The organism is Paenibacillus liaoningensis (assembly GCF_059609455.1).
The window spans coordinates 176,998-196,874 of record NZ_JCAALU010000003.1 but is presented as its reverse complement, the minus strand read 5'-3'; the positions used below and the strand labels follow the sequence as shown (position 1 = coordinate 196,874).

At 52.7% G+C, this 19,877-nt stretch carries 16 protein-coding genes; 7 read left to right on the top strand and 9 right to left on the bottom strand.

The window, feature by feature from the left end; translation table 11 throughout:
* Positions 1 to 146: 146 nt before the first annotated feature.
* The 3 genes from AC6B99_RS05410 to AC6B99_RS05400 are packed head-to-tail and all read right to left on the bottom strand — an operon-like array spanning position 147 to position 4,696.
* Complete coding sequence (locus AC6B99_RS05410) at positions 147 to 1,262, bottom strand: sugar ABC transporter substrate-binding protein (protein ID WP_496662928.1); 1,116 nt, start codon at positions 1,260 to 1,262, stop codon at positions 147 to 149.
* A complete protein-coding gene (locus AC6B99_RS05405; RefSeq protein WP_494881827.1) occupies positions 1,231 to 2,889 on the bottom strand; it encodes a response regulator in 1,659 nt (552 codons plus the stop codon). Before AC6B99_RS05405 ends, AC6B99_RS05410 begins: the two co-directional genes overlap by 32 nt.
* Positions 2,867 to 4,696, bottom strand: coding sequence for a sensor histidine kinase (locus tag AC6B99_RS05400; protein ID WP_056033625.1), 1,830 nt, complete (start codon positions 4,694 to 4,696; stop codon positions 2,867 to 2,869). The genes AC6B99_RS05405 and AC6B99_RS05400 overlap by 23 nt, the downstream gene beginning before the upstream one ends.
* A gap of 276 nt (positions 4,697 to 4,972) precedes the next feature.
* On the opposite strand from AC6B99_RS05400, the gene AC6B99_RS05395 reads away from it, so the two are divergent.
* The 5 genes from AC6B99_RS05395 to AC6B99_RS05375 all read left to right on the top strand — a co-directional run bounded on the left by AC6B99_RS05395 (position 4,973) and on the right by AC6B99_RS05375 (position 10,915).
* On the top strand, positions 4,973 to 6,022 hold the full coding sequence (locus tag AC6B99_RS05395; protein WP_056033628.1) for an ABC transporter substrate-binding protein: 1,050 nt from the start codon (positions 4,973 to 4,975) through the stop codon (positions 6,020 to 6,022).
* Positions 6,023 to 6,148: 126 nt separating this feature from the next.
* Positions 6,149 to 7,669 (top strand): ATP-binding cassette domain-containing protein, encoded by a 1,521-nt coding sequence (locus AC6B99_RS05390; RefSeq protein ID WP_494862560.1) that lies wholly within the window; start codon positions 6,149 to 6,151, stop codon positions 7,667 to 7,669.
* Between the two features lie 6 nt (positions 7,670 to 7,675).
* A complete protein-coding gene (locus tag AC6B99_RS05385; RefSeq protein ID WP_496662927.1) occupies positions 7,676 to 8,704 on the top strand; it encodes an ABC transporter permease in 1,029 nt (342 codons plus the stop codon).
* Positions 8,697 to 9,662, top strand: a complete 966-nt coding sequence (gene yjfF / locus AC6B99_RS05380) for a galactofuranose ABC transporter, permease protein YjfF (protein ID WP_056033636.1) — start codon at positions 8,697 to 8,699, stop codon at positions 9,660 to 9,662. The genes AC6B99_RS05385 and yjfF overlap by 8 nt, the downstream gene beginning before the upstream one ends.
* 167 nt (positions 9,663 to 9,829) lie before the next feature.
* Positions 9,830 to 10,915, top strand: coding sequence for a substrate-binding domain-containing protein (locus AC6B99_RS05375; protein ID WP_494862551.1), 1,086 nt, complete (start codon positions 9,830 to 9,832; stop codon positions 10,913 to 10,915).
* Positions 10,916 to 10,988: 73 nt separating this feature from the next.
* Here the strand turns inward: AC6B99_RS05375 and AC6B99_RS05370 are convergent, their stop codons facing one another.
* A complete protein-coding gene (locus AC6B99_RS05370) occupies positions 10,989 to 11,402 on the bottom strand; it encodes a chemotaxis protein CheW (protein WP_056033639.1) in 414 nt (137 codons plus the stop codon).
* A 226-nt stretch (positions 11,403 to 11,628) separates the two neighbouring features.
* Between AC6B99_RS05370 and AC6B99_RS05365 the strand changes: the two genes are divergently transcribed.
* Positions 11,629 to 12,270 carry an NAD(P)-dependent oxidoreductase gene (locus AC6B99_RS05365; RefSeq protein WP_056033642.1) on the top strand — a complete coding sequence of 214 codons (642 nt, stop codon included), beginning with the start codon at positions 11,629 to 11,631 and terminating at the stop codon, positions 12,268 to 12,270.
* Between the two features lie 156 nt (positions 12,271 to 12,426).
* Here the strand turns inward: AC6B99_RS05365 and AC6B99_RS05360 are convergent, their stop codons facing one another.
* The 3 genes from AC6B99_RS05360 to AC6B99_RS05350 form a co-directional block, all read right to left on the bottom strand.
* Positions 12,427 to 15,330: an S-layer homology domain-containing protein gene (locus AC6B99_RS05360; RefSeq protein ID WP_496662926.1), complete on the bottom strand. Its 2,904-nt coding sequence runs from the start codon at positions 15,328 to 15,330 to the stop codon at positions 12,427 to 12,429.
* Positions 15,331 to 15,459: 129 nt separating this feature from the next.
* On the bottom strand, positions 15,460 to 15,696 hold the full coding sequence (locus tag AC6B99_RS05355) for a hypothetical protein (RefSeq protein ID WP_056033648.1): 237 nt from the start codon (positions 15,694 to 15,696) through the stop codon (positions 15,460 to 15,462).
* A 111-nt stretch (positions 15,697 to 15,807) separates the two neighbouring features.
* Entirely contained in the window at positions 15,808 to 16,692 is an 885-nt protein-coding gene (locus tag AC6B99_RS05350; RefSeq protein WP_494862545.1) for a YhjD/YihY/BrkB family envelope integrity protein, read from the bottom strand.
* Positions 16,693 to 17,020: 328 nt separating this feature from the next.
* Between AC6B99_RS05350 and AC6B99_RS05345 the strand changes: the two genes are divergently transcribed.
* Positions 17,021 to 17,245: a hypothetical protein gene (locus tag AC6B99_RS05345; RefSeq protein ID WP_056033654.1), complete on the top strand. Its 225-nt coding sequence runs from the start codon at positions 17,021 to 17,023 to the stop codon at positions 17,243 to 17,245.
* 92 nt (positions 17,246 to 17,337) lie between these two features.
* Here the strand turns inward: AC6B99_RS05345 and AC6B99_RS05340 are convergent, their stop codons facing one another.
* Complete coding sequence (locus AC6B99_RS05340; protein WP_056033657.1) at positions 17,338 to 18,699, bottom strand: LLM class flavin-dependent oxidoreductase; 1,362 nt, start codon at positions 18,697 to 18,699, stop codon at positions 17,338 to 17,340.
* A gap of 143 nt (positions 18,700 to 18,842) precedes the next feature.
* The gene (locus tag AC6B99_RS05335) at positions 18,843 to 19,739 is read right to left on the bottom strand and encodes a LysR family transcriptional regulator (RefSeq protein ID WP_056033665.1); all 897 of its coding nucleotides are present in this window, start codon (positions 19,737 to 19,739) and stop codon (positions 18,843 to 18,845) included.
* Between the last annotated feature and the right edge of the window lie 138 nt (positions 19,740 to 19,877).

Genomic DNA, 19,877 nt, shown 5'->3' with positions numbered 1-19,877 from the left:
TTTGACCGCTCTTTATTGTTAATCCTTTACATTATAGCATAGGATTTAGCCATTCTCTTGCTTGGCTGCTAAAGAGAGCAGGTAACGATTAGCAAAAAGCCCTTAGAATAAACATTGGGGACCTGTGAAGGTTTGCCAGTGCTATGCTAAGGGGCGTTTAAAAGGGAGATGTCCTCCTGCGTAATTTCCAGCGTGCCTGTGTCATCGAACAGAGGTAGCGTCTCGCCAGCGAATGCTTGCAGCAGCCGCTCGATAATGCGTGTACCCCATAATTGCTCATTTTGCGACAGTGACGCTGTAATTTGTCCATTCTGAATCGCTTCCTGAATTTCCGGCATCATGCCGAACGTTAGGGAATAGCGGTTTAGACCTTGCGCTTTCCAGACGAGCACCGAGGCGGAGCCGGAGAGGGCATCCATCGATACGAGCGCGTCAAAATGCGGATGGTCATCGATCATTTTTTCCAGCTGCGCCAGCACGCGGGTTTCGTTGCCTTCGTTATACAACACATCGAGCACTTGAATGTCGGTCTGCTCATTAATATAGGTCAGCATGCCTTCGAGGCGCTCGCTTAAGCTTTTCATCCGCGCCATTCCGTTCTCGACAATAACCATTCCCCGCCCGCCCAGCAGCTCGGACAGCATATGCCCCATTTGGGCACCCGCAGCAGCATGATCCGTTCCAATGAAGGCAGCGCGCTTGCTTGTTGGTGAATCGGATTCGAAGCAAATGACCGTAATGCCCGCCTGTACGGCCTTGTTAATGACAGGAACGAGCGCTTCCTCATCAATCGGATCAAGCGCTATGCCGTCAACCTGCGAGGCAATCATTGTTTCCATCATGCGTATTTGCTGCTCCAGATTCGCTTCATCCGGCGCTTTCACAATGAGCTTGACGCCGTGCAGAGCTGCTGCTGCTTTGGCGGATTCCGTCACCGTCTCATAATACGGATGCGCCATCGGATATATAATGCCAAAGGTAGCGATGTCGGGTGCTGCTGTTGAAGCACTTGAAGCAAAAGGGGAGGGTGAGGGAGAGCCGCCATCCTGGCTGCTGGATGAGACGATGCGGGTATCGCCTGCGGTCTCTTTACGACTATCGCCGCTGCTAGAGCTTCCAGCGGCAGTGCCAGCTGCCTCATGATTTGTACAGCCTGTCAGTAGCAAGGTGAGCACGAGCAGGGCTGCAAGCAAAATAGCGAGCAGGGGCCTTTGCCGCAAAGCCGCCAGCCTATGGGAAAACAATGATGTCTGAGCTCGCATGGTGATGCACCCCTCCTGCCGCTTGCGCGCTGCCATCCTGTTCTTGCTGCTTGCGAAACTGCGTTGTCGTCATGCCGGTTACCCGCTTGAACAAATTGGAAAAATAATGGGCATCATTATAGCCGACCTGATGGGCGATTTCATACGACTTTGCATTCGACGCCTGCAGCAGCTCCATCGCTTTGCGGATGCGCGTGTGGGTTAGAAATTCAATAAAGGTTTGCCCCGTCTCTTGGCTGAACACTTTGCTAAGATGGCTGGGGCTGACGCGCACATGCTCCGCCGCATCATTCAGCGACAAATGATCATCGCCATAATACTTCAAAATGTAGTCCTTCACCTGGCTCAGCATTTCGGCGTATTTATCCGCGGCTCCAGCACGCCATTGCCAGAACTGTGCCAGCAGCGTTTGGAGATAACAGCAGGCATCCTCTTGGCTGCGTACCTCGCTCATGGCCCGCTGCAGCTTATCCAGCTGCTCCTTCGGCATATCCGGATTCCGCTGAATGGATTTGGCGATATGAACTGCTTCAATCGTCAAGTCATTGAGCAAATAATAGCCGTAAAAAGCGCCGCGCCAGTCAAGCTGCTGAAGCCCAGCTGCAAAGCTGGCAATGAAAGACTCCGTCTTGGCGGGCGTGCCAAGCTTGAGGAAGTCGATGAAGCGCTGGCGCTGGGCGACCACCGATTGCTCGGATAAGCCGGAGGCGGCATCGCGCAGCGCTTTGCGGTTTTGCCCGGAGAGCCTGCGCCAATGCTTGTCATCCTCCGCCTCCAGATAGGAGGAATGGATACCTTGCAGGCGATCCTGAATGCTGCCGATGCCGACGGCTATCGTGCAGCTGGCACTGCGCTCCGCCTGCTCCTTCCAGCTGGAGGCGAACCGCGCCAGCACCTCTTGCAGCTGCGGCAGCGAATCGCTCTTGAGCAGCCAGATCGTCTCCGTCTGGCTGCGCTTATAGGACAGCGTGCCCGGCAGAAGGGAGCTGACCGCTTCGTGCAGCAGCAGCTCCGTCTGCTGCTGGGTCGCCATATGAACGCTGACGGAGCCTTCCGGGCAGCGAATGTCCGAGATGGCGGCTGCGTAATAGCTGGCCGTCAGTCCAATCGAAAGCGAGCCGGCCTGATGGATCGCTTCGGCCGTTGTAATAAAGCCGCTGCATAAATCGCTGAGCAGCTTATGCCGCATCTGTTCTGCGCTACCGCCTTGGGCGAGCTGCTTCTTCTCCAGCAGCTCGCGCTCATAACGCTCGCGGTCAATGCTGCGGCTGACGTCATGCAGCGTCCGCACGATATCGGCAGCGCTGACCGGCTTGAGGCAATATTCCTCTACGCCGACGCGGAGAGCGGCTCTTGCATATTCAAATTCGTCATGCCCGCTGAGAATAATGATTTTGATGTCCGGCATCCGCTCGCGGACGATGGCGCTCAGCTCCAAGCCATCCATAAACGGCATCTTGATATCGGTAATGAGGATATCCGGCTGGCGCTGCTCAATGAGCGGCAGCGCCAGCTCGCCATCAGAGGCGTCCCCGCAAAACATAAAGCCTTCTTGCTCCCAATTGATACAGTCCCGAATGCTTTCCCTGACAAGAATTTCGTCGTCAACGAGCATAACCTTTTTCATTCGGCTTCATCCTCTCCATTGGAATGCGGATCGTAACCTTGGTTCCGAGCTGGTCTTCGCTTTCTACGATAACGGTATAGGCTTCCCCGTAATAGAGGCGCAGCCGCTGCTGGACGTTATGCAGGCCGAAGCCGCCGGATACCTCCGAGCCTGTCTCCTCGGGAATATGCTGCATGCGCAGCGCCTCGCGCAGCTCGGCAAGGCGCTCCGGCTTCATGCCGATGCCATTGTCCTCAATCATCAAATACAAGTCCGAATCTTGGCTGGCATAAGCATGTATGCGGATTAAACCTTTACCGCGTTTATTTTTAATGCCGTGATACAAGGCATTTTCAACGATGGGCTGGAGCGTCATTTTCAAGATCGGCAAGTCCTTCAGCTCCTCCGGCACATCCAGCTCATATTCCAAAATGTCGCGATAGCGCATCTGCTGGATGATCAAATAGCTTTGCACATGCTCCAGCTCATCCCTCAGGGCAATCCAGTCCCGCCCCCGATTGAGGCTAATGCGGAAAAAGCGCGACAGCGCCTGTACGAGCTGGATAACCTGCGCGCTGCGCCCGGCTTCCGCCATCCAGACGATGGAATCGAGCGTATTATAGAGAAAATGCGGATTAATTTGCGCTTGCAGCGTCCGCAGCTCTGCCTTCTGCACATGCTCCTGCTCCTCAATGCTTTGCTTGAGCAGCTGCTTGATTTTCTCCAGCATTATGTTGAAGCTGTTGCCCAAATCGGCAATTTCGTCATGGCCGCTCGGCTGTACCTTGACCTCAAGAAAGCCGCCTGCTGCCAGCCGCATCTTGCTCTTCAGCAGCTGAATCGGCCGCGTCAGGCGGGCTGTAATGAAATAATGCAGCGTAATCGCAAACACGATGCTGAGCAGCACGCTGATAATGATTAGCTGGCGAATTTCATTCGCCTCGGCAACAATTTCCTGCAGCGGCACGGAGCCGACGATTTTCCAGCCCGTTGTGGACGAGGTTGTGAAGGCGACGAACTTCGGCCTGCCGATGCTATAATCCACAAAGCTGTTTTGCTGCAGAGCGAGCTGCGCGCTTAGGTCGGCTGGCGGCTGTACCTTCGCCAAACTCGTCATGGCCGAGGGGAGGAAGATGGGATTTCCCGCCTGATCAAGGACATAGACGTAGCCGCTTTCGCCAAGCGTAATATTTTCACAGTAACGCTCGATGATGGAATCATCCAAATCTATGACGATAAAACCGATCACCTCATGGGTAATTTGCTGCTTGACCGTTGCCATGATGGAGATGACGTTATGCTGCGAATAATGAAAGCCATCGAGACGGTCCAGCGGTGAGGCGTCCGGCGGGGGAATGTTCAATACCTCATCCGGATGGTTCAGCAAATATTGAAAATGCGGATTGCGCAGCGGATTCCTATCTAGTTGGAACACGCCTTTACGCTCGCTTAAGCCCCGTCCATACAGGTTGACGACCGTAATGTTGAGCACGCTTTCGTATTTATACGTTTCCCGGTACAAATTCATCGTTTGAATAATGGCTTTGGCATCCTCATACGTATCCGTTTGCGAAAATAAATAATGCAGCACCTGCGGGTTGTTTTCCAGCTCCAGCAGCCTTCCCGTATCCTCAAGCAGCGCATCAATGTCATTGCCAAGCTGGCCCACGACGAGCATGGTCGCTGCTTTGCTGTGATCGGATACGGCATTGTACGATTTTTGATAGGAAATGAGGCCAACGGCAATCAGCGGGACGGAGGTCAAAATAATGAACATCAGCAGCAGCTTGGCCCGAAGGCTTGAGAAAATCCAGCGCATCAGCTTCATAGGTTTATAGGAACCTTTCAAATTGGAAATGTATGCGATTTCAAATCTATCCAACCTTCACTATACCAAATTGCCCCAAACCTCGCTACGCACAGATGAAGGATCGACGAAATTTCCACCTTTCGCACAAAAAATCAAACCATTTGCCGCCGTTGCTGGAAAATTACCCAAAAAATCAAATCGAACGGCTATCGGATTCCGTATCCCGGTCTTTTGAAAGCGTTCTATAATGAGGGCACGCCAAAGTTGGTGAATGACAGGGGAGGTAATACAAAGATGAAAAAAGCAGGAAAACTAGGCATGTCGCTGTTGATGGCGACGATGCTGCTCGTCACATCCGCTTGTGGAAGCGGCAATGGAGGAACGAATACGGCAGGAGCTGGCAATACCGGTGGGACGAGTGCTCCGGCAGCGGCGAGCAGTGAGCCAGCGGCAGCGCCGGCGGATAAAAAAGTGACGCTCGGCTTCGCACAGGTTGGTGCAGAAAGCGGCTGGCGTACAGCGAATACGAATTCGATTAAGGAATCGGCGGCAGCGGTCGGCTATGACTTGAAGTTTTCCGATGCCCAGCAAAAACAAGAAAATCAAATTAAAGCGATCCGCTCCTACATTCAGCAAAAGGTGGACGTGATCGCGTTTTCCCCGGTTGTGGAATCCGGCTGGGATACGGTATTGAAGGAAGCGAAGGATGCGGGCATTCCGGTTATATTGACAGACCGCGCCGTTGATTCGTCGGATACGTCGCTGTACGAGACGTTTATTGGCTCCGACTTCGTAGAAGAGGGCCGCCGCGCTGGACAATGGCTAGTAGATAAATATAAGGATTCGACTGACGAAATTAACATTGTCGAGCTTCAGGGCACAACCGGCTCGGCGCCAGCGATTGATCGCAAAACAGGCTTTGAGGAAATCATTAAAGACCATGCCAACCTGAAGGTTATCGCTTCCCAAACGGGCGATTTCACCCGTGCGAAAGGCAATGAGGTTATGCAATCCTTCTTAAAAGCGAATAAGAAAATCGACGTTCTGTATGCTCATAATGACGACATGGCGCTAGGCGCGATTCAAGCGATTGAAGCAGCAGGCCTCAAGCCGGGCGAGGACATTGTCATCATTTCAGTCGATGGCGTTAAAGACGGCTTTGTTGCGGCAAGCGAAGGCAAAATCAACTTTATCGTCGAATGCAATCCGCTGCTCGGGCCGCAATTGATGCAGGCGGTACAGGATGTACTGGATGGCAAAACGATTGAGAAGCGTATCGTGACGGAGGAAGGCGTCTTTACTTCGGAGCAGGCGAAGGCCGCGCTGCCTGACCGGAAATACTAGAAGCAGAGCTTAAAGCCAGCGAAGGAAGCCGAACAAGGCTGGTCCACGTACCAGGCGGACGGCTTCCTTTTTCATCTTTTATCGTTCATCGCACAGGCGAAATTCCAAACCAAAGGGGAGAAGAAGATGGAGCGGGAACGCGAACCTATCCTGCAAATGAGCAATATCCATAAAGGCTTTCCAGGCGTAAAGGCTTTATCCGGCGTGAGCTTTCGCCTCTTTCCCGGCGAGATCCATGCGCTGATGGGCGAAAATGGGGCGGGCAAGTCAACCTTGATTAAGGTGCTGACTGGCGTGTATTCCATTGATCACGGCACGGTGGAGCTTGCGCATCAGCGTATGGCTATTGATAGTCCTCAAGCGGCGCAAACGGCCGGTATTAGTACGGTTTATCAGGAAGTAAATTTATGTCCGAATTTGACGGTTGCTGAAAATATTTTTATCGGCCGCGAGCCGCGCCGTTTTGGCCGTATTTTATGGAAAGAAATGAATGCGGCAGCCGAGAAGCTGCTGCTCGAACGCTTGCAAATTCGCTTGGATGTAAAGCTGCCGTTATCGGCTTATTCCGTCGCCATTCAGCAGCTTGTTGCGATTGCTCGGGCGCTGAATATTTCGGCGAAGGTGCTCATCTTGGATGAGCCGACGTCGAGTTTGGACCGCAATGAGGTGAAGCAGCTGTTTGAGGTCATGAACAAGCTGAAGGTGGAAGGGCTGGCCATTTTGTTCGTCACGCATTTTCTGGATCAGGTATATGAGGTGTCCGATCGAATAACCATTCTCCGGGGCGGAGAATTTGTAGGGGAGTATTTGGCGAAGGAGCTTCCCCGGATAGAGCTCGTATCGAAAATGATCGGCAAGGAGCTGCAGCAGCTTGATGCGCTGCCGCGTGAGAAAGAGGCGGCTGCGGCAGCCGAGTCTTCGCAGCAATTGGTTATTGAAGCGAAGGCGCTTGGCCGCAAAGGGGCAATTGAGCCGTTCGACCTCCATATTCGCAAGGGAGAGGTCGTTGGCCTTGCAGGCTTGCTTGGCTCGGGAAGGACGGAGCTGGCGCGGCTGTTCTTCGGCGCAGATAAGCCTGATGAGGGCGCGCTGCGGGTGAACGGAGTGAAGGAGGGCATCGCTTCGCCGCGCGAGGCGATCGACCAGGGAATTGCCTTTTGCCCGGAAAACCGCAAAACAGAAGGCATAATCGACGAGCTGACGGTGCGTGAAAATATGATTCTCGCCCTGCAGGCGACGCGCGGCTGGTTCCGCGCCATTCCCCGCAAGCGGCAGGATGAGCTGGCTGATGAATATATCAAGGCGCTCAACATTAATCCGCCGAACCCGGAGCAGTTGATTAAAAACCTTAGCGGCGGCAACCAGCAGAAGGTCATTCTTGGCCGCTGGCTGCTGACGCAGCCGAAGCTGCTCATTCTTGATGAGCCGACGCGCGGCATTGACGTCGGAGCAAAGGCGGAAATTCAGAAGCTTGTGCTGAAGCTGTCGGGCCAAGGCATGTCGGTGCTGTTCGTCTCCTCGGAGCTGGAGGAGGTGCTGCGGGTCAGCGACCGGATCGCCGTGCTGCGGGACCATGTCGTAGTCAAGGAAATAGAAGAAGATGAAATGAGCCAGCAGCAGCTTATGCAGGCGATGGCAGGGGAGTGAGCAAGCATGGTGAAGCACCATTTATTTTGGCCGCTGGTGATGCTGGGGGCGCTGTTATTATTTAATTTGCTGTATGAGCCGGATTTTTTCTCCGTGCAGATGCGGGCTGGCAAGCTGTACGGCAGCTTGATTGATATTTTGAATTTTGGCGCGCCGCTTATTCTCGTTGCTATCGGCATGACGCTCGTCATTGCCACGAAGGGCATCGATCTGTCGGTCGGCTCAATCGTGGCTATCGCAGGAGCTATGGCCTGCATGACGCTCGCCCAAGGCACGGATCAGAACATGCTGGGCCTTGTGCTCAGCGCAGTCGGCATTGCTCTTGTGCTGGCGCTTGTGCTGGGCCTATGGAACGGGATGCTTGTGGCGGCCTTCGGCATTCAGCCGATTATTGCCACGCTTATTCTAATGGTCGCCGGGCGCGGCGTCGCCCAGCTCATTACGGGCGGGCAGATTATTACCGTATCGAGCAGCGCCTATAAATTCATCGGCGCAGGCTCGCTGCTCACGCTGCCCTTCTCCATCTTTATCGCTGGCGCCGTGCTGCTGATCGCAGCGCTGCTGACGCGCAAAACCGCCCTCGGCCTGTTCATTGAGTCCGTCGGCTGCAACCCCGAAGCGAGCCGCCTGGCCGGCATTCGCTCGCGAGTTGTCATGATCGCCGTTTATATGTTTTGCGGCTTATGTGCCGGCATCGCCGGTTTGCTGCTCAGCGCAAATGTATCCAGCGCCGACGGCAACAACGCCGGGCTGTGGTATGAGCTTGACGCGATTCTTGCCGTCGTCATTGGGGGCACCTCGCTCAGCGGCGGACGCTTTTATTTGCTCGGTACGGTCGTCGGCGCACTCATTATTCAGACGCTGACGACGACGATCTACATGATCGGCGTTCCGCCGGAAATTACGCTTGTGGTCAAAGCGTTTGTCGTGCTGCTCGTCTGCCTTATTCAATCGGAGACGTTCCGCAAGACGCTGGTACATCGCTTTAAAACTCGCCGCTATCCGGCAGAGAGGGAGGTTAAACGCCATGCTTAAACGGCAGTATATCCCGATCGTAGTAACGGCTGCGCTGCTCGCTTTCATGTTTGCGGCTGGCTCGTTCCGCTACACCGGCTTTTTCTCGCTGCAGGTGCTGCTCAATCTGCTCATTGACAACGCTTTTCTGCTTATCGTCGCGGTCGGCATGACCTTCGTCCTCGTTTCCGGCGGCATTGACCTGTCGGTCGGCTCGGTCATTGCGCTGACGACGATGATTTCGGCAAGCCTTGTCCAGCAGCAGGGCTGGCCGCCCGCCGTCGTCATTCCGCTGGTGCTCGTGCTTGGCGCCGCCTTTGGCTGGCTGATGGGAGCCATCATCCATTATTTTAAAATCCAGCCGTTCATCGTCACGCTCGCCGGCATGTTTCTGGCGCGGGGACTATGCTACGTCATTAGCATCAATACGATTACGATTGACCACCCGTTCTATACGAGCATGGCGCAGACGAAAATCAAGCTGCCGGGCGGCTTTTTCATCTCGATCAGCGTCATTATCGCATTGGTTGTAGTGGCCGCAGCAATTTATTTGGCGCATTACACCCGCTTCGGCCGCAATACGTATGCGCTTGGCGGCAGCGAATCGTCCGCGCTGTTAATGGGGCTGCCCGTCGCCCGCACGAAAATTCTCGTGTACACCTTTAGCGGACTTTGCTCCGCGCTTGCGGGCGTCGTCTTTACATTCTATATGCTGTCGGGCTACGGCCTGCATGCGGTAGGCTTGGAGCTGGATGCCATCGCGGCGGTCGTCATTGGCGGCACGCTGCTGACTGGCGGCGTCGGCTACATCCTCGGCACCTTTTTCGGCGTATTGATTCAAGGGGTTATCCAAACGATTATCAGCTTTGAAGGCACGCTCAGCTCGTGGTGGACCAAAATCGTCATCGGCCTGCTGCTGCTGCTGTTCATCGTCCTGCAGCGCCTGCTCAGTGCAAGGCGGCAAATGCAAAAAGCTTAATAGTCCGTAATAGAACGCGGTTCAAGGGTGCAGCGCAACGATTCGACGTTGTTCGCGGCACCCCCTGAGTCGTTACGATCATGACAAAGCGCCCTGTATCCATTACAATACGATCAGCAAGCTGGAAGGGCATGGACGCTTTTACTGGCTGAACCGGAGGGAGCCTTATGCGAAGACAAGCTGTATTTGTGAAAATGATTTATGCAATCGCTTTCTTATTGCTGTTAAGCAGCTGCCAGCTTTCAGCCCCAGCTCCTTCATCCTCGGGGATAGGCCATTCGCTCCAGTCTGGAACAGGTATAGGAGAGGGCGCGATAGCAGAAGGCGGCACGCTGCCTGAAGCAACGGGAATCGAGCTCATTCAGCCAGTGAGGCCGATTGTTCTGGGTTTCTCCCAGCTTGGTTCAGAGAGCGAATGGCGAATGGCCAACACCAATTCGGTCAAAGAGGCGGCAAAAGAGGCCGGAATCGAGCTGTTGTTCGAAAATGCGGAGCAATCACAGGAAAAGCAGTTTGAAGCGATTCGTTCCTTCATTAAGCGCAAGGTCGATGTCATTGCCATTGCTCCGGTCGTGCATTCGGGCTGGGATGAGATTTTAACCGAGGTGAAGCAGGCGGGTATTCCGCTTATAATATCCGACCGATCCGTTGATGTGGGCGATACCTCGCTTTATGTGACGCATATTGGGGCGGATTTATATGAAGAAGGACGCAAAGCGGGCAAATATTTGGTCGATAAAATGCGGGATGCTGCCGAGACGGTTCAAATTGTCGAGCTGCGGGGAACGGAAGGCTCATCCCCCTCGATTCAGCGCGGACAGGGCTTTCGGGATATTGTGCTGAAGCAGCCGGGCTATAAAATTATGGCCAGCGTCGACGCTGATTTTACTTTTGAACGGGGCAAGGAAGCGATGGGCACGCTTCTTGAACAATATGGCGGTGAAATGGACGTGCTGTTCGCCCAAAACGATGATATGGCGCTTGGCGCAATTGAAGCGATTGAGGAATATGGACTGCGGCCAGGCGTCGATATTGTCATTATTTCAGTGGATGGGACGCGGCGGGCGTTCATGATGCTGGGGGAGGGTAAAATTAACTGCATCGTTGAATGCAATCCGCTGCTTGGCCCGAACATGATGCAGGCGGTGCAGGAGCTCGTTGCCGGGCGCACGCTGCCGAAGCGAATCGTGCCCCAGGAAAGCGTCTATACCGAGCAAATGGCGAAGAAGGAAACCCCGTTTCGGAAATATTAGATCTATCATATACAGCACAAGGCAGTTCCCGTCAGCGTAAAAGCTGCGCGGAAACTGCCTTGTGCCCTTTTCCCTATATGGTTTTGGTAGAGGCGAGGAACAGCTTTACATGCAGAATCGGAATAACCCGGTTATCCAGCCTGAAAGCTTGGTGGAAAATGTCCTTCTCGGAAGAATCCGGCACAGGTTCAATGTCGGCTTCTTCAATCGAAGCGGTATTTTCGATATCATCGACGAGCAGGGCTACTTTGGCTTGCCTGAGCAAAATGATTTTTTGATAGCTGTCTGGGGCCTGTCCAAACAGATTAAATTTTTTGCGCAAGTTAATAATAGTGTAGAGGCCGCCACGAATGTTGGCCACGCCACCATGCCACGGCTCGGCGAAAGGAAGTGGTGTTCCTTCTACGGCTGCTTGAATTTCATCAATTTCCGAAAAATGGACAGCAAAAGATTTGTTGGCCACGTTGAAAATAATAAAGTCGCTCATTAGAGATGGTCTCCTTGCCGTGTTTGGTATGCTTCGAGCAATTCCTATCTCTATTATATTATATCGTTCGACAAGCTGCATATAGCTTTCAAAATAATGATTTGACATTACGGGCAACCTGTAACTATAATAGTTACATTAAGCGGATCGCTTTTTCGGAAATATAGGAAAGGATATCCTAACGCTATCCTTTCTCACCTTATTTTATATTCAGGAGGAATAGACAATGAAAATAGCAGTTATTGGCGCAACAGGCAAAGCAGGAAGCTTGATTATTCAAGAGGCGGCAGCAAGAGGACATGAGGTGACGGCAATTGTCAGAACGGCATCGAAGTTTGCACAGTCCGATGCAGCCGTATTGGAGAAAGATGCGTTCCAGCTGACAGCAGCAGATTTGAAAGCTTTTGACATCGTCGTCAACGCATTCGGCGCACCGCAAGGCGAGGAAACAAAGCATGTAGAGCTCGGCAAAGTGCTGATTGAAGCACTCAAAGGCGCAACAGAAACCCGCTTGATCGTAGTCGGCGGTGCGGGCAGCCTGTTCGTGGATGAAGCGAAGACAACGCGTTTGTTCGAAACGGAGCAGTTCCCGAAAGAATATTATGCGACAGCCTTCAACCAAGGCAGCAACTTGAATGACCTGGAAAGCTCGACCGGCATCAAATGGACGTTCGTTAGCCCGGCGGCCTTTTTCAACCCGGATGGCAAACGCACAGGCTCTTACACAAAAGGCAAAGACAACTTCTTCTTTAACGCCAAAGGCGACAGCTATGTAAGCTATGCGGATTATGCGATTGCAATTGTGGATGAGGCTGAGCAGGCAAACCATGTAAATGAGCGTTTCGCAGTTGTAGCGGAAGCGGAATAAGCAAGAGTCGTTATAGCTTGAATAGGCAAAAGGAATAGACCATTCCGACATTTTAATAGGTAATAGCTTCTCTAGAAAAAACAGCCCGAACGGACGCATCCGTTCGGGCTGTTTGCATGTCTCTAGCAGCTGCGATAGCAGATTGACGCTCCGCGGCTAGTCTTCGAGATCGTCGATTTTTCCGAGCACGATCAGCGTTCGAATGAGCACAGCCGCCGCTTGCGCACGCGAGGTTTCTCGCTGCGGCTCGTAGCGGCTGCCGCCAGTGCCTGTCATAATGCCAAGCTCGGCCATGCTGCGTACCGCCTCCAAATACGCCGGCTTCACGCTGGCAATATCTTTGTAGCCGTTGACATTGATAAAGCCGCCGTCTGCATGGCCGGCAGGGAGCTCCTCAGTTTTCGAAATAGCTGCCGCAACCATGCCCGCCATTTGCTCGCGTGTAAGCGGCTGGCTGACCACGGCATAGGACGCCGGCAGCGCATTTGCGCCGAGCGCCCGAGTCAGCATCGCTGCGAATTCCGCTCGCGTTACAGTCCGCTCCGGAGCAAACTTGCCGCCGCCGATGCCGTTTACCAGCCCCTTCGCTGCGGCCAGCCGGGCAAGCGGTTCACCCCAATGCTTAGACATGTCACTGAAGACGACTTTATTCTCCGCAATGACATACGTGCCGTCCGCCGCAGAACGGATCGCTGCGAACCAGACGCCGCCGATATTAAGCTTGCGGGCAGGAACGAATGCGAGCTGCTTAGTTGCTTCGTCAAAGCGGAAGGCCCCCCAATACTTCGGTATCGCCTTCGGTTCGGCTGATAGCGGAATAAGCTTTGTCATTTCAGAGCTATATGTGTCCACTGATCGCAACACCGCACCAGTCCCGGCATTGACAATGTCAACGCGTGCATGGACGGGAGCTCCGATTACCTTGCCGTCAGGCAAGCCGCTCGTAAGTGCATCCCGCAGCGAAGGATCGCCGGATTTATCGGTCAAAGTAAGTTTAAAGCTAATATCATTAGCGCCAAGCTTGCTTTCAGCAAGCAACTCCTGCAGTCCCGGTATTAGCGAAGCGAGCTGAACCGGGATGCGGTAGCTGCCGTATGGCGCCTTAATCTCAAGAAGGATAGCTCCATTTTTGCTCGCAAAACCTGCAAGCACGCTTGCCGGAATGCTGGCATAGACGGCGCTGCTGCCAGTATGCGGCGAAGCCTCCAGCACAGCAATCGGCTTCGTCGTGTCGATGGTGCTCGCTGGAACGAGAGTACCGTTCAGGTTGATGCCTGCCACGGCAGCAGGTGAGGACGTGCCCCCGCTGCTGCCGCCTCCGCTTATCGGTGAAGGGGTGGGCGCAGGAGTAACTGTTGGAGTGGGACTAGCAGTTGGAGTAGGGCTAGCTGTTGGACTTGGCGTGGCCGCTGCTCTGGTCACAGTTACAGTGTACGTCTTCGTTGTTCCAATTTGCGCAGTCACTTTTACTTCAATAATATTATTGCCGTCAGTCAAGGGCAGCGGGCCGAAAGGCGAGCCGCTGGCGGCAGCCGCACCGTTAATCGTGACCGTTGCTGCGCTGGTCGATACCTCTGGCGTAACCGTAATCTCGCTCACATTGCTGCCTACAGCTGCTGTATAAACCGTCGTACTCTCTTCAAACAATGGATTAAGAGAGCCGTCTGACAACGCAAGATGGCTAAGGTTCGCGTCGGTGGACAGTGGAACAGCGCTCACTTCATTGGACGCGGAGCTGTCCCGTCCGGCAAAAGCGGCTTTAACTGAATAATAATAGGTCATGCCGTTGGTCAATCCGGTTACTGTTCGGGAATAGACGGAGCTGCCGACAGTAGCGACCTCGGCTCCGCTGCTCCCCAGCGTCTGGCTCTGATAAATTTTATAACCGATTGCACCGTTTACCGGCTCCCAGGCCAAATCAGCCTGCATATCTCCGGCTATAGCAGGCTGCATAACAGGCACACTGGACACCCGAATGACTTGAGTGGAAGCCGTAGGAATAAGCCAAACGTTGAGGCCGTCAAACATGGCGGAATACATGGGATTGGCATTAACGCCTGCTGGCCAATTCGAGAAGCTCTCCATTTCGCCAGTCGTTGTGTCAATTCTGAATAATGGGCTGAAGGAGCTAGCCTTTACCCAAATATATCGCCCGTCAAAGGTGCTTTTGCCCAATAGGCTTCCGGATTTATTGAAGCCAGCCGGCCAATCGTCATAACCGGTCATTTCGCCAGTGCTCGTATCCAGCTTCACGACCTGATTTGCGTTATAGGGTATCATCCACATGCTGCGTCCGTCAAATATGCCTCCGTTGAATGCATAAAACCCTTTCGCGAAGCCGCTAGGCCAGTTGTCGTAGGCGGTCATATCTCCCGTAGCTGTATCGACCTTGATGACACTGCTCGCCGTATTAGGAACGAGCCACAAATTTTGCCCGTCAAAAATACCGTCGGTAAAAGCATAATTCGGCAGCGTAAAGCCGCTGGGCCAATCATTATAGCTGGCCATGCTGCCAGTTGCCGGATCGAGGCGAATCAGGGCATTGGCACTGGAAGGAACGAGCCAAATATATTGCCCGTCAAAAATGCCTCCACTGAATCGGGGAGAAGTGTTGTTAAAGCCGGCTGGCCAGCTGCTGTAGCCGGTCATGACCCCGCTTGCCGGGTCAAGTTTAATAATCCGGTCAGCTAATGCCGGAATCATCCATAGCGATTGCCCGTCAAATACGATGTCGCTGAATGCCCCGTACCCCTTCGTGAAGCCTGCTGGCCAATTGTTATAGCTGGTCATGGCTCCCGTTACAGGATCCAGCTTGACTACCTTATCCGTTTCTTGCGGGGCCATCCATATGGCTTGGCCGTCCGAAGCACCGCCTGCAAAAAGCGTGTAGTTCAGGCTCACGTCGCTTGGCAGCTCGTAAGCCGCTATCTCGATAGCGGGGCCGAGAGCGGTTGCCGCGGCTCCTGATGCCGCTGTTGACGTGGCTGCTGGCCAGAAGCCTGATGTCAGCAGCAGAGCGGCGAGACATACCAAGATTTGGTGCTGTATTTTGCTAAGCATCCGATAATCCTCCTATTCGTTTCCCTGATTGGAAAGGCTGTAATCTATATTCTACTATCTATATTTTACTTATTTTAGCAGCAAAAAAAATCCCCCTATAGGGGGATTTAGCGAAAAACAACATCTATTTTAGGCAAGCTGTACGTTTTTTCCGTTCATGGACGAAGGTAGCAGCGAATAAACGTTTTGCAGGTGAAATACGCGCGGGCTAAGCTTGAAGCTGGAGCCCTTGAAGGTGCAGCGGTCATAGTTGAAATGCAGGGACGATATTGTAATGGTGCAGTTGTTGAACGTGCAGCCAATGTAGTGGTTTCCATCGAAGCAAATATGCTCCCCGTCAAAGCGTTTGTTTATTATATAGTCCATCCTATATTCCTCCTCGAAATGTGTATCGAATTACTTTGTATTTACCCTAGTAAACAGATATGAAACAGGCATTAAGTGATATTGATTTCAGATATCAGCTAGCCCTCTCCTTTATTTGACGAAAAAGGAGCCTGTCCGGTTTTGCGGCGGGCGCTCTTGCAGACTGGGCTTAGCTGGGCGTGAACGAGCCAGGCACGCATTCATTTCCCCGCCTAATATAATGATATGCGACGTAATGAATAACCAGACCAGCAAAATAATAATGCCGCCTATGCTGCCGTACGTTTTGGAATAGTTGCCGAAATTATTAATGTAGAACTGGAACAGCATCGAGGCTGCAACCCAGCCAATTGTCGTAAACAGCACGCCGGGCAGCACTTCATTGATGGTCAGCCTGCGGTTAGGAGCAATCCAATACAGCATCGTAAATACGATAAGCATAGCGGCGAGCGGAATCGCATATTTCACCAAATTCCATACCCACTCGCTTTCACTTGGCACATGAAGCAGGTTGAACAAATAGCTGCTGATCGTCTGGCCAAATACGAGCATAAGCATGACGAGCGTAATGACAAGGCCAAGCACGAGCGTGGCGATCAGTGCAATGCCGCGTATTTTCCAGAGGGGGCGGCTTTCCTGCTCCTCATAGGCTGTATTCAGGCCTTTAATAATGGCATTCATGCCATTGGATGCCGACCAGATCGTCGCCAGCATTCCGACCGACAGCAGCGTCCCATTGCTGCCCTGCGTAATTTCTTCAAGCACCTTGCTGATTGCCTCGCCCGTCTCGGCAGGAAGCAGGCGAATAAGCTCGGCCACGAGGCTGTCCCCAGATAACTGAACGAAGCCGAGCAGGCTGACGACAAACAGCAGAAAAGGGAAGAAGGCCAAAATCAAATAAAAAGTCAGCTGCGCCGCTACCCCCGGCACATCATCATCGCGGAAACGGACATACATATCGAGGAAAAATCGCATCGTTTTTGATTTAGGTGCCATAAGCAGCTACCTCCGTTTATGATCTATTTTTTTAAGTTATTCATATATGGTCATGCAGGCTGGTTAAGCCCCGACATTGCCTGTCGTTTATGCTGTTGCTTATGCTTACCCGCACAGGAGGCAGCTCAAGCGAAATAGGACGTATGCTATTCCAAAAACTAGTAGACAAACTGGATTAGTAAGGAAGTGGGTGTCAAGGAAATGAATTGATGGAGAGAAGAGAGAGGAGCTGGAGCAAGATGATTCGTACAATTAATCGCGCAGCAGGTACAACTTTTTCAAAATGATCATCGTCTATAGAATAAATGGGCGGACAGGAAGTGATCGTTTGGACGTATATTTGCAAGCAAGCGTCGTCATAGCGCTGCTGCTAGGAGTGGGCCTATTGTTTATTGCTTCTACTAAAAAACGTCATGGGCAGGGCGAGCATATGAGCGAGCGTCAAAAAACGCTGCGGCGAATCGGCGCCTGTATCGTGATTTTCACAACGCTGCTGATCGTATTCGGCTTGTTGTCTTATAACGCCGATGAAGTGCATCAGATGGGGCATTGAATACTGACGCACAAAGGGGTTATCGTTAAGCCGCGCTTGAATAAGGCGACTTAACGATAACCCCTTCTATTGGTTGCGGCTCAGCTATTGGGTCAGCTATTGGGAAAACGGTAGGCTGCGCCCGCATGAGTATCCGGCAGGCGTGTATTTCCTTTGCCGAACAGGCGCTCCCGAAGCGTATCCTCCTCGTATTGTTGTCTGAACATGCCGCGCCGCTGAAGCTCTGGCACAACGAGATCGACAAAGTCGATATGCGTCCCGGGAAGCACATAACGCTCCAAATTAAAGCCGTCAATACCGGTTTCCTCTACCCAATATTGCATTTGGTCGGCAATTTCCTCAGCTGTTCCGGCTATTACAATACCGCGAAATTCCTTCTCGGCAAAATTATCGCTCACTTCTCGGACGCTCTGAACTTTGCCGCTATGCTTCGTATAGCGCTCGGTATGCGTGCGTCCTTGCTCGGTTTTTATCTGTTCGAATGGCGCATCGGGATCGAGCGCGGACAAATCAATGCCCGTCGCATTCTCATAGGTGAGCAAAGCCGCCTCCCGGCTGCGATGGGCTTTATATTCGGCAAGCTTGCCCTCAGCTTCCTCGCGCGTACGGCCAACCACAGCCGACAGTCCCGTGAAAATTTTAATTTCCCCGGCTCCTCTGCCATAAGCGACAGCCCGCTTGCGAATATCCTGCACCTGAGCCCTCAGCGCTTCTACAGTCGGGGCTTTCAGAAAAACACCCTCGGCATGCTTGGCGGCAAAATCTCGCCCACGATCCGAGCTGCCCGCCTGAAACAGGACGGGCGTCCGTTGAATAGAAGGCTCACTGGCATGGGAGGCCTTCATTTTATAATATTTGCCGCTGTGCTCAATGACATGAACCTTGTCCGCATCAGCGTAAATGCGGCGCTCGCGATCGGCGATGACAGCGTCATCCTCCCAGCTGCCCTCCAGCAGCTTATAGCTGGCTTCCATAAATTCCTCAGCCTGCTCATAGCGTTCATCATGCGGCAATATGCCGCTGCGGCCAAAGCTTTCCGCGCCGCTGATGCCGCCTGTAGCCACGACATTCCAGCCAATGCGGCCGCTTGTCAAATGGTCAAGCGTCGAGAAGCGGCGGGCGTTGGGAAATGGCAGCTCATACACAGGCGAGGCCGTCGTGACGAATGCGAGATGCTTCGTGCTGGCAGCGAGTGCAGAAATGACCAGCATCGGATCGTTGGAGGGTGTGTACACAGCTTCGCGATACGAAAGCTCGCGCTTATGGTGGGGGTAGCCATAGGAATCGGCAAAAAACATAAAATCGAATTTGCCGCGCTCCAGCACCTGCGCCAGCTCAATCCAGAAAGCCAGCTCCTTGTAGCGTGTAGATTGATTGGCGGGATGGGTCCATAAGCCCTGGGTCATTTGATTAGGGGTATGAATATCGAAAATGCCTAAATGGATTTTTTTCATCGCAAGCAGCGCTCCGTTCCACTATTTAAATATCAAGTTATTCACTCGGAATAATAGTTATAAGTGAGCATAGCGGAAGGGGCAGCGTTTGTACAATTGAAAATGCTAAAGCGCCGCTTTAATAAACCTAAAGCATCGACGCGCTACCAATCTGGATCAGGAGTGAGCGCCTGCTTAATATCGGCAATCAGCTCTTTATTAATTTGGCTCAGCGTCGTGCTGTTCCGCTTAATGAGGATGCCGAGCTCAGGCCCCTCGGCCATATCAATAACCTGCTTAATGATTGTCCCCGGCAGCGGCGGTGAAATGGCGACGATGGGCGACAGGGCAATGCCAAGCTGAGCCTGTACATAATATTTGAGCGCGGAGATGCTGGCGACCTCAATGCTGTTATGCCGCAGCTTGCCGATTTTTTTCGTAATCATTTCCTCGATGCGAATCCGAAACGAGCAGGTTCCCGGCGTGAACAGAAACTTTTCATTCCGCAAATCCTTCATCCGTATTTCCGCGCGTTCAGCAAAGGGATGCCCAGCAGGGAGCAGCAATGAAAATTGTTCCTTCATTAAACGGTGAAATTCAAGCTCGATATGCGGTTCAGGCTGATTGCAAAGCGCCAGATCAATTTCATCGTCGATGACCATCTGCATCAGCTCTTTGGTCGTGCCGACCTTGACTTTAATTTGCACCTTCGGCTTTTTTTGCGTATACGCGGACAGAATGCCAGGCAGGCGACTGCTGGCGGAAGGCTCCGAAGCGCCTACCCGCACAACGCCAGCGTCCCCTTGAATGAAATCCGTTAAGGAGCTGTTCAGCTCGTCGTATTCCCGCAGCAGCATATCGGCCCGTTCATGGAACAGCCGTCCGGCGCTGGTGAGCGTTATCGTTTTGCCCCGCTCAAACAGCTTCATGCCGAGCTCCTCTTCCAGCTTCTTGATTTGTATCGTAATGGTAGGCTGCGAATATTGCAGTGCCTCGGCAGCACGCTGGAAATTACCGAGCTTAACAATGGTCTGGAACGTTTTAATTAACCGAATTTCCATGCGATTTCACCCCTATGCTTAAAAAATACTAAATTGGCTATTTAAATCTTTCAATTATACACGTTCAGCTTTATGCCCTATTATAACAGATATAAACCCGATTAAATCAAGTGGATTACACATATTTAAAATGGAAAA

Coding starts and splice junctions, on each gene's coding strand:
- AC6B99_RS05410 (WP_496662928.1), bottom strand. CDS start 1,262: ATGCGAGCTCAGACATCATTGTTTTCCCATAGGCTGGCGGCTTTGCGG.
- AC6B99_RS05405 (WP_494881827.1), bottom strand. CDS start 2,889: ATGAAAAAGGTTATGCTCGTTGACGACGAAATTCTTGTCAGGGAAAGC.
- AC6B99_RS05400 (WP_056033625.1), bottom strand. CDS start 4,696: ATGAAGCTGATGCGCTGGATTTTCTCAAGCCTTCGGGCCAAGCTGCTG.
- AC6B99_RS05395 (WP_056033628.1), top strand. CDS start 4,973: ATGAAAAAAGCAGGAAAACTAGGCATGTCGCTGTTGATGGCGACGATG.
- AC6B99_RS05390 (WP_494862560.1), top strand. CDS start 6,149: ATGGAGCGGGAACGCGAACCTATCCTGCAAATGAGCAATATCCATAAA.
- AC6B99_RS05385 (WP_496662927.1), top strand. CDS start 7,676: ATGGTGAAGCACCATTTATTTTGGCCGCTGGTGATGCTGGGGGCGCTG.
- yjfF (WP_056033636.1), top strand. CDS start 8,697: ATGCTTAAACGGCAGTATATCCCGATCGTAGTAACGGCTGCGCTGCTC.
- AC6B99_RS05375 (WP_494862551.1), top strand. CDS start 9,830: ATGCGAAGACAAGCTGTATTTGTGAAAATGATTTATGCAATCGCTTTC.
- AC6B99_RS05370 (WP_056033639.1), bottom strand. CDS start 11,402: ATGAGCGACTTTATTATTTTCAACGTGGCCAACAAATCTTTTGCTGTC.
- AC6B99_RS05365 (WP_056033642.1), top strand. CDS start 11,629: ATGAAAATAGCAGTTATTGGCGCAACAGGCAAAGCAGGAAGCTTGATT.
- AC6B99_RS05360 (WP_496662926.1), bottom strand. CDS start 15,330: ATGCTTAGCAAAATACAGCACCAAATCTTGGTATGTCTCGCCGCTCTG.
- AC6B99_RS05355 (WP_056033648.1), bottom strand. CDS start 15,696: ATGGACTATATAATAAACAAACGCTTTGACGGGGAGCATATTTGCTTC.
- AC6B99_RS05350 (WP_494862545.1), bottom strand. CDS start 16,692: ATGGCACCTAAATCAAAAACGATGCGATTTTTCCTCGATATGTATGTC.
- AC6B99_RS05340 (WP_056033657.1), bottom strand. CDS start 18,699: ATGAAAAAAATCCATTTAGGCATTTTCGATATTCATACCCCTAATCAA.
- AC6B99_RS05335 (WP_056033665.1), bottom strand. CDS start 19,739: ATGGAAATTCGGTTAATTAAAACGTTCCAGACCATTGTTAAGCTCGGT.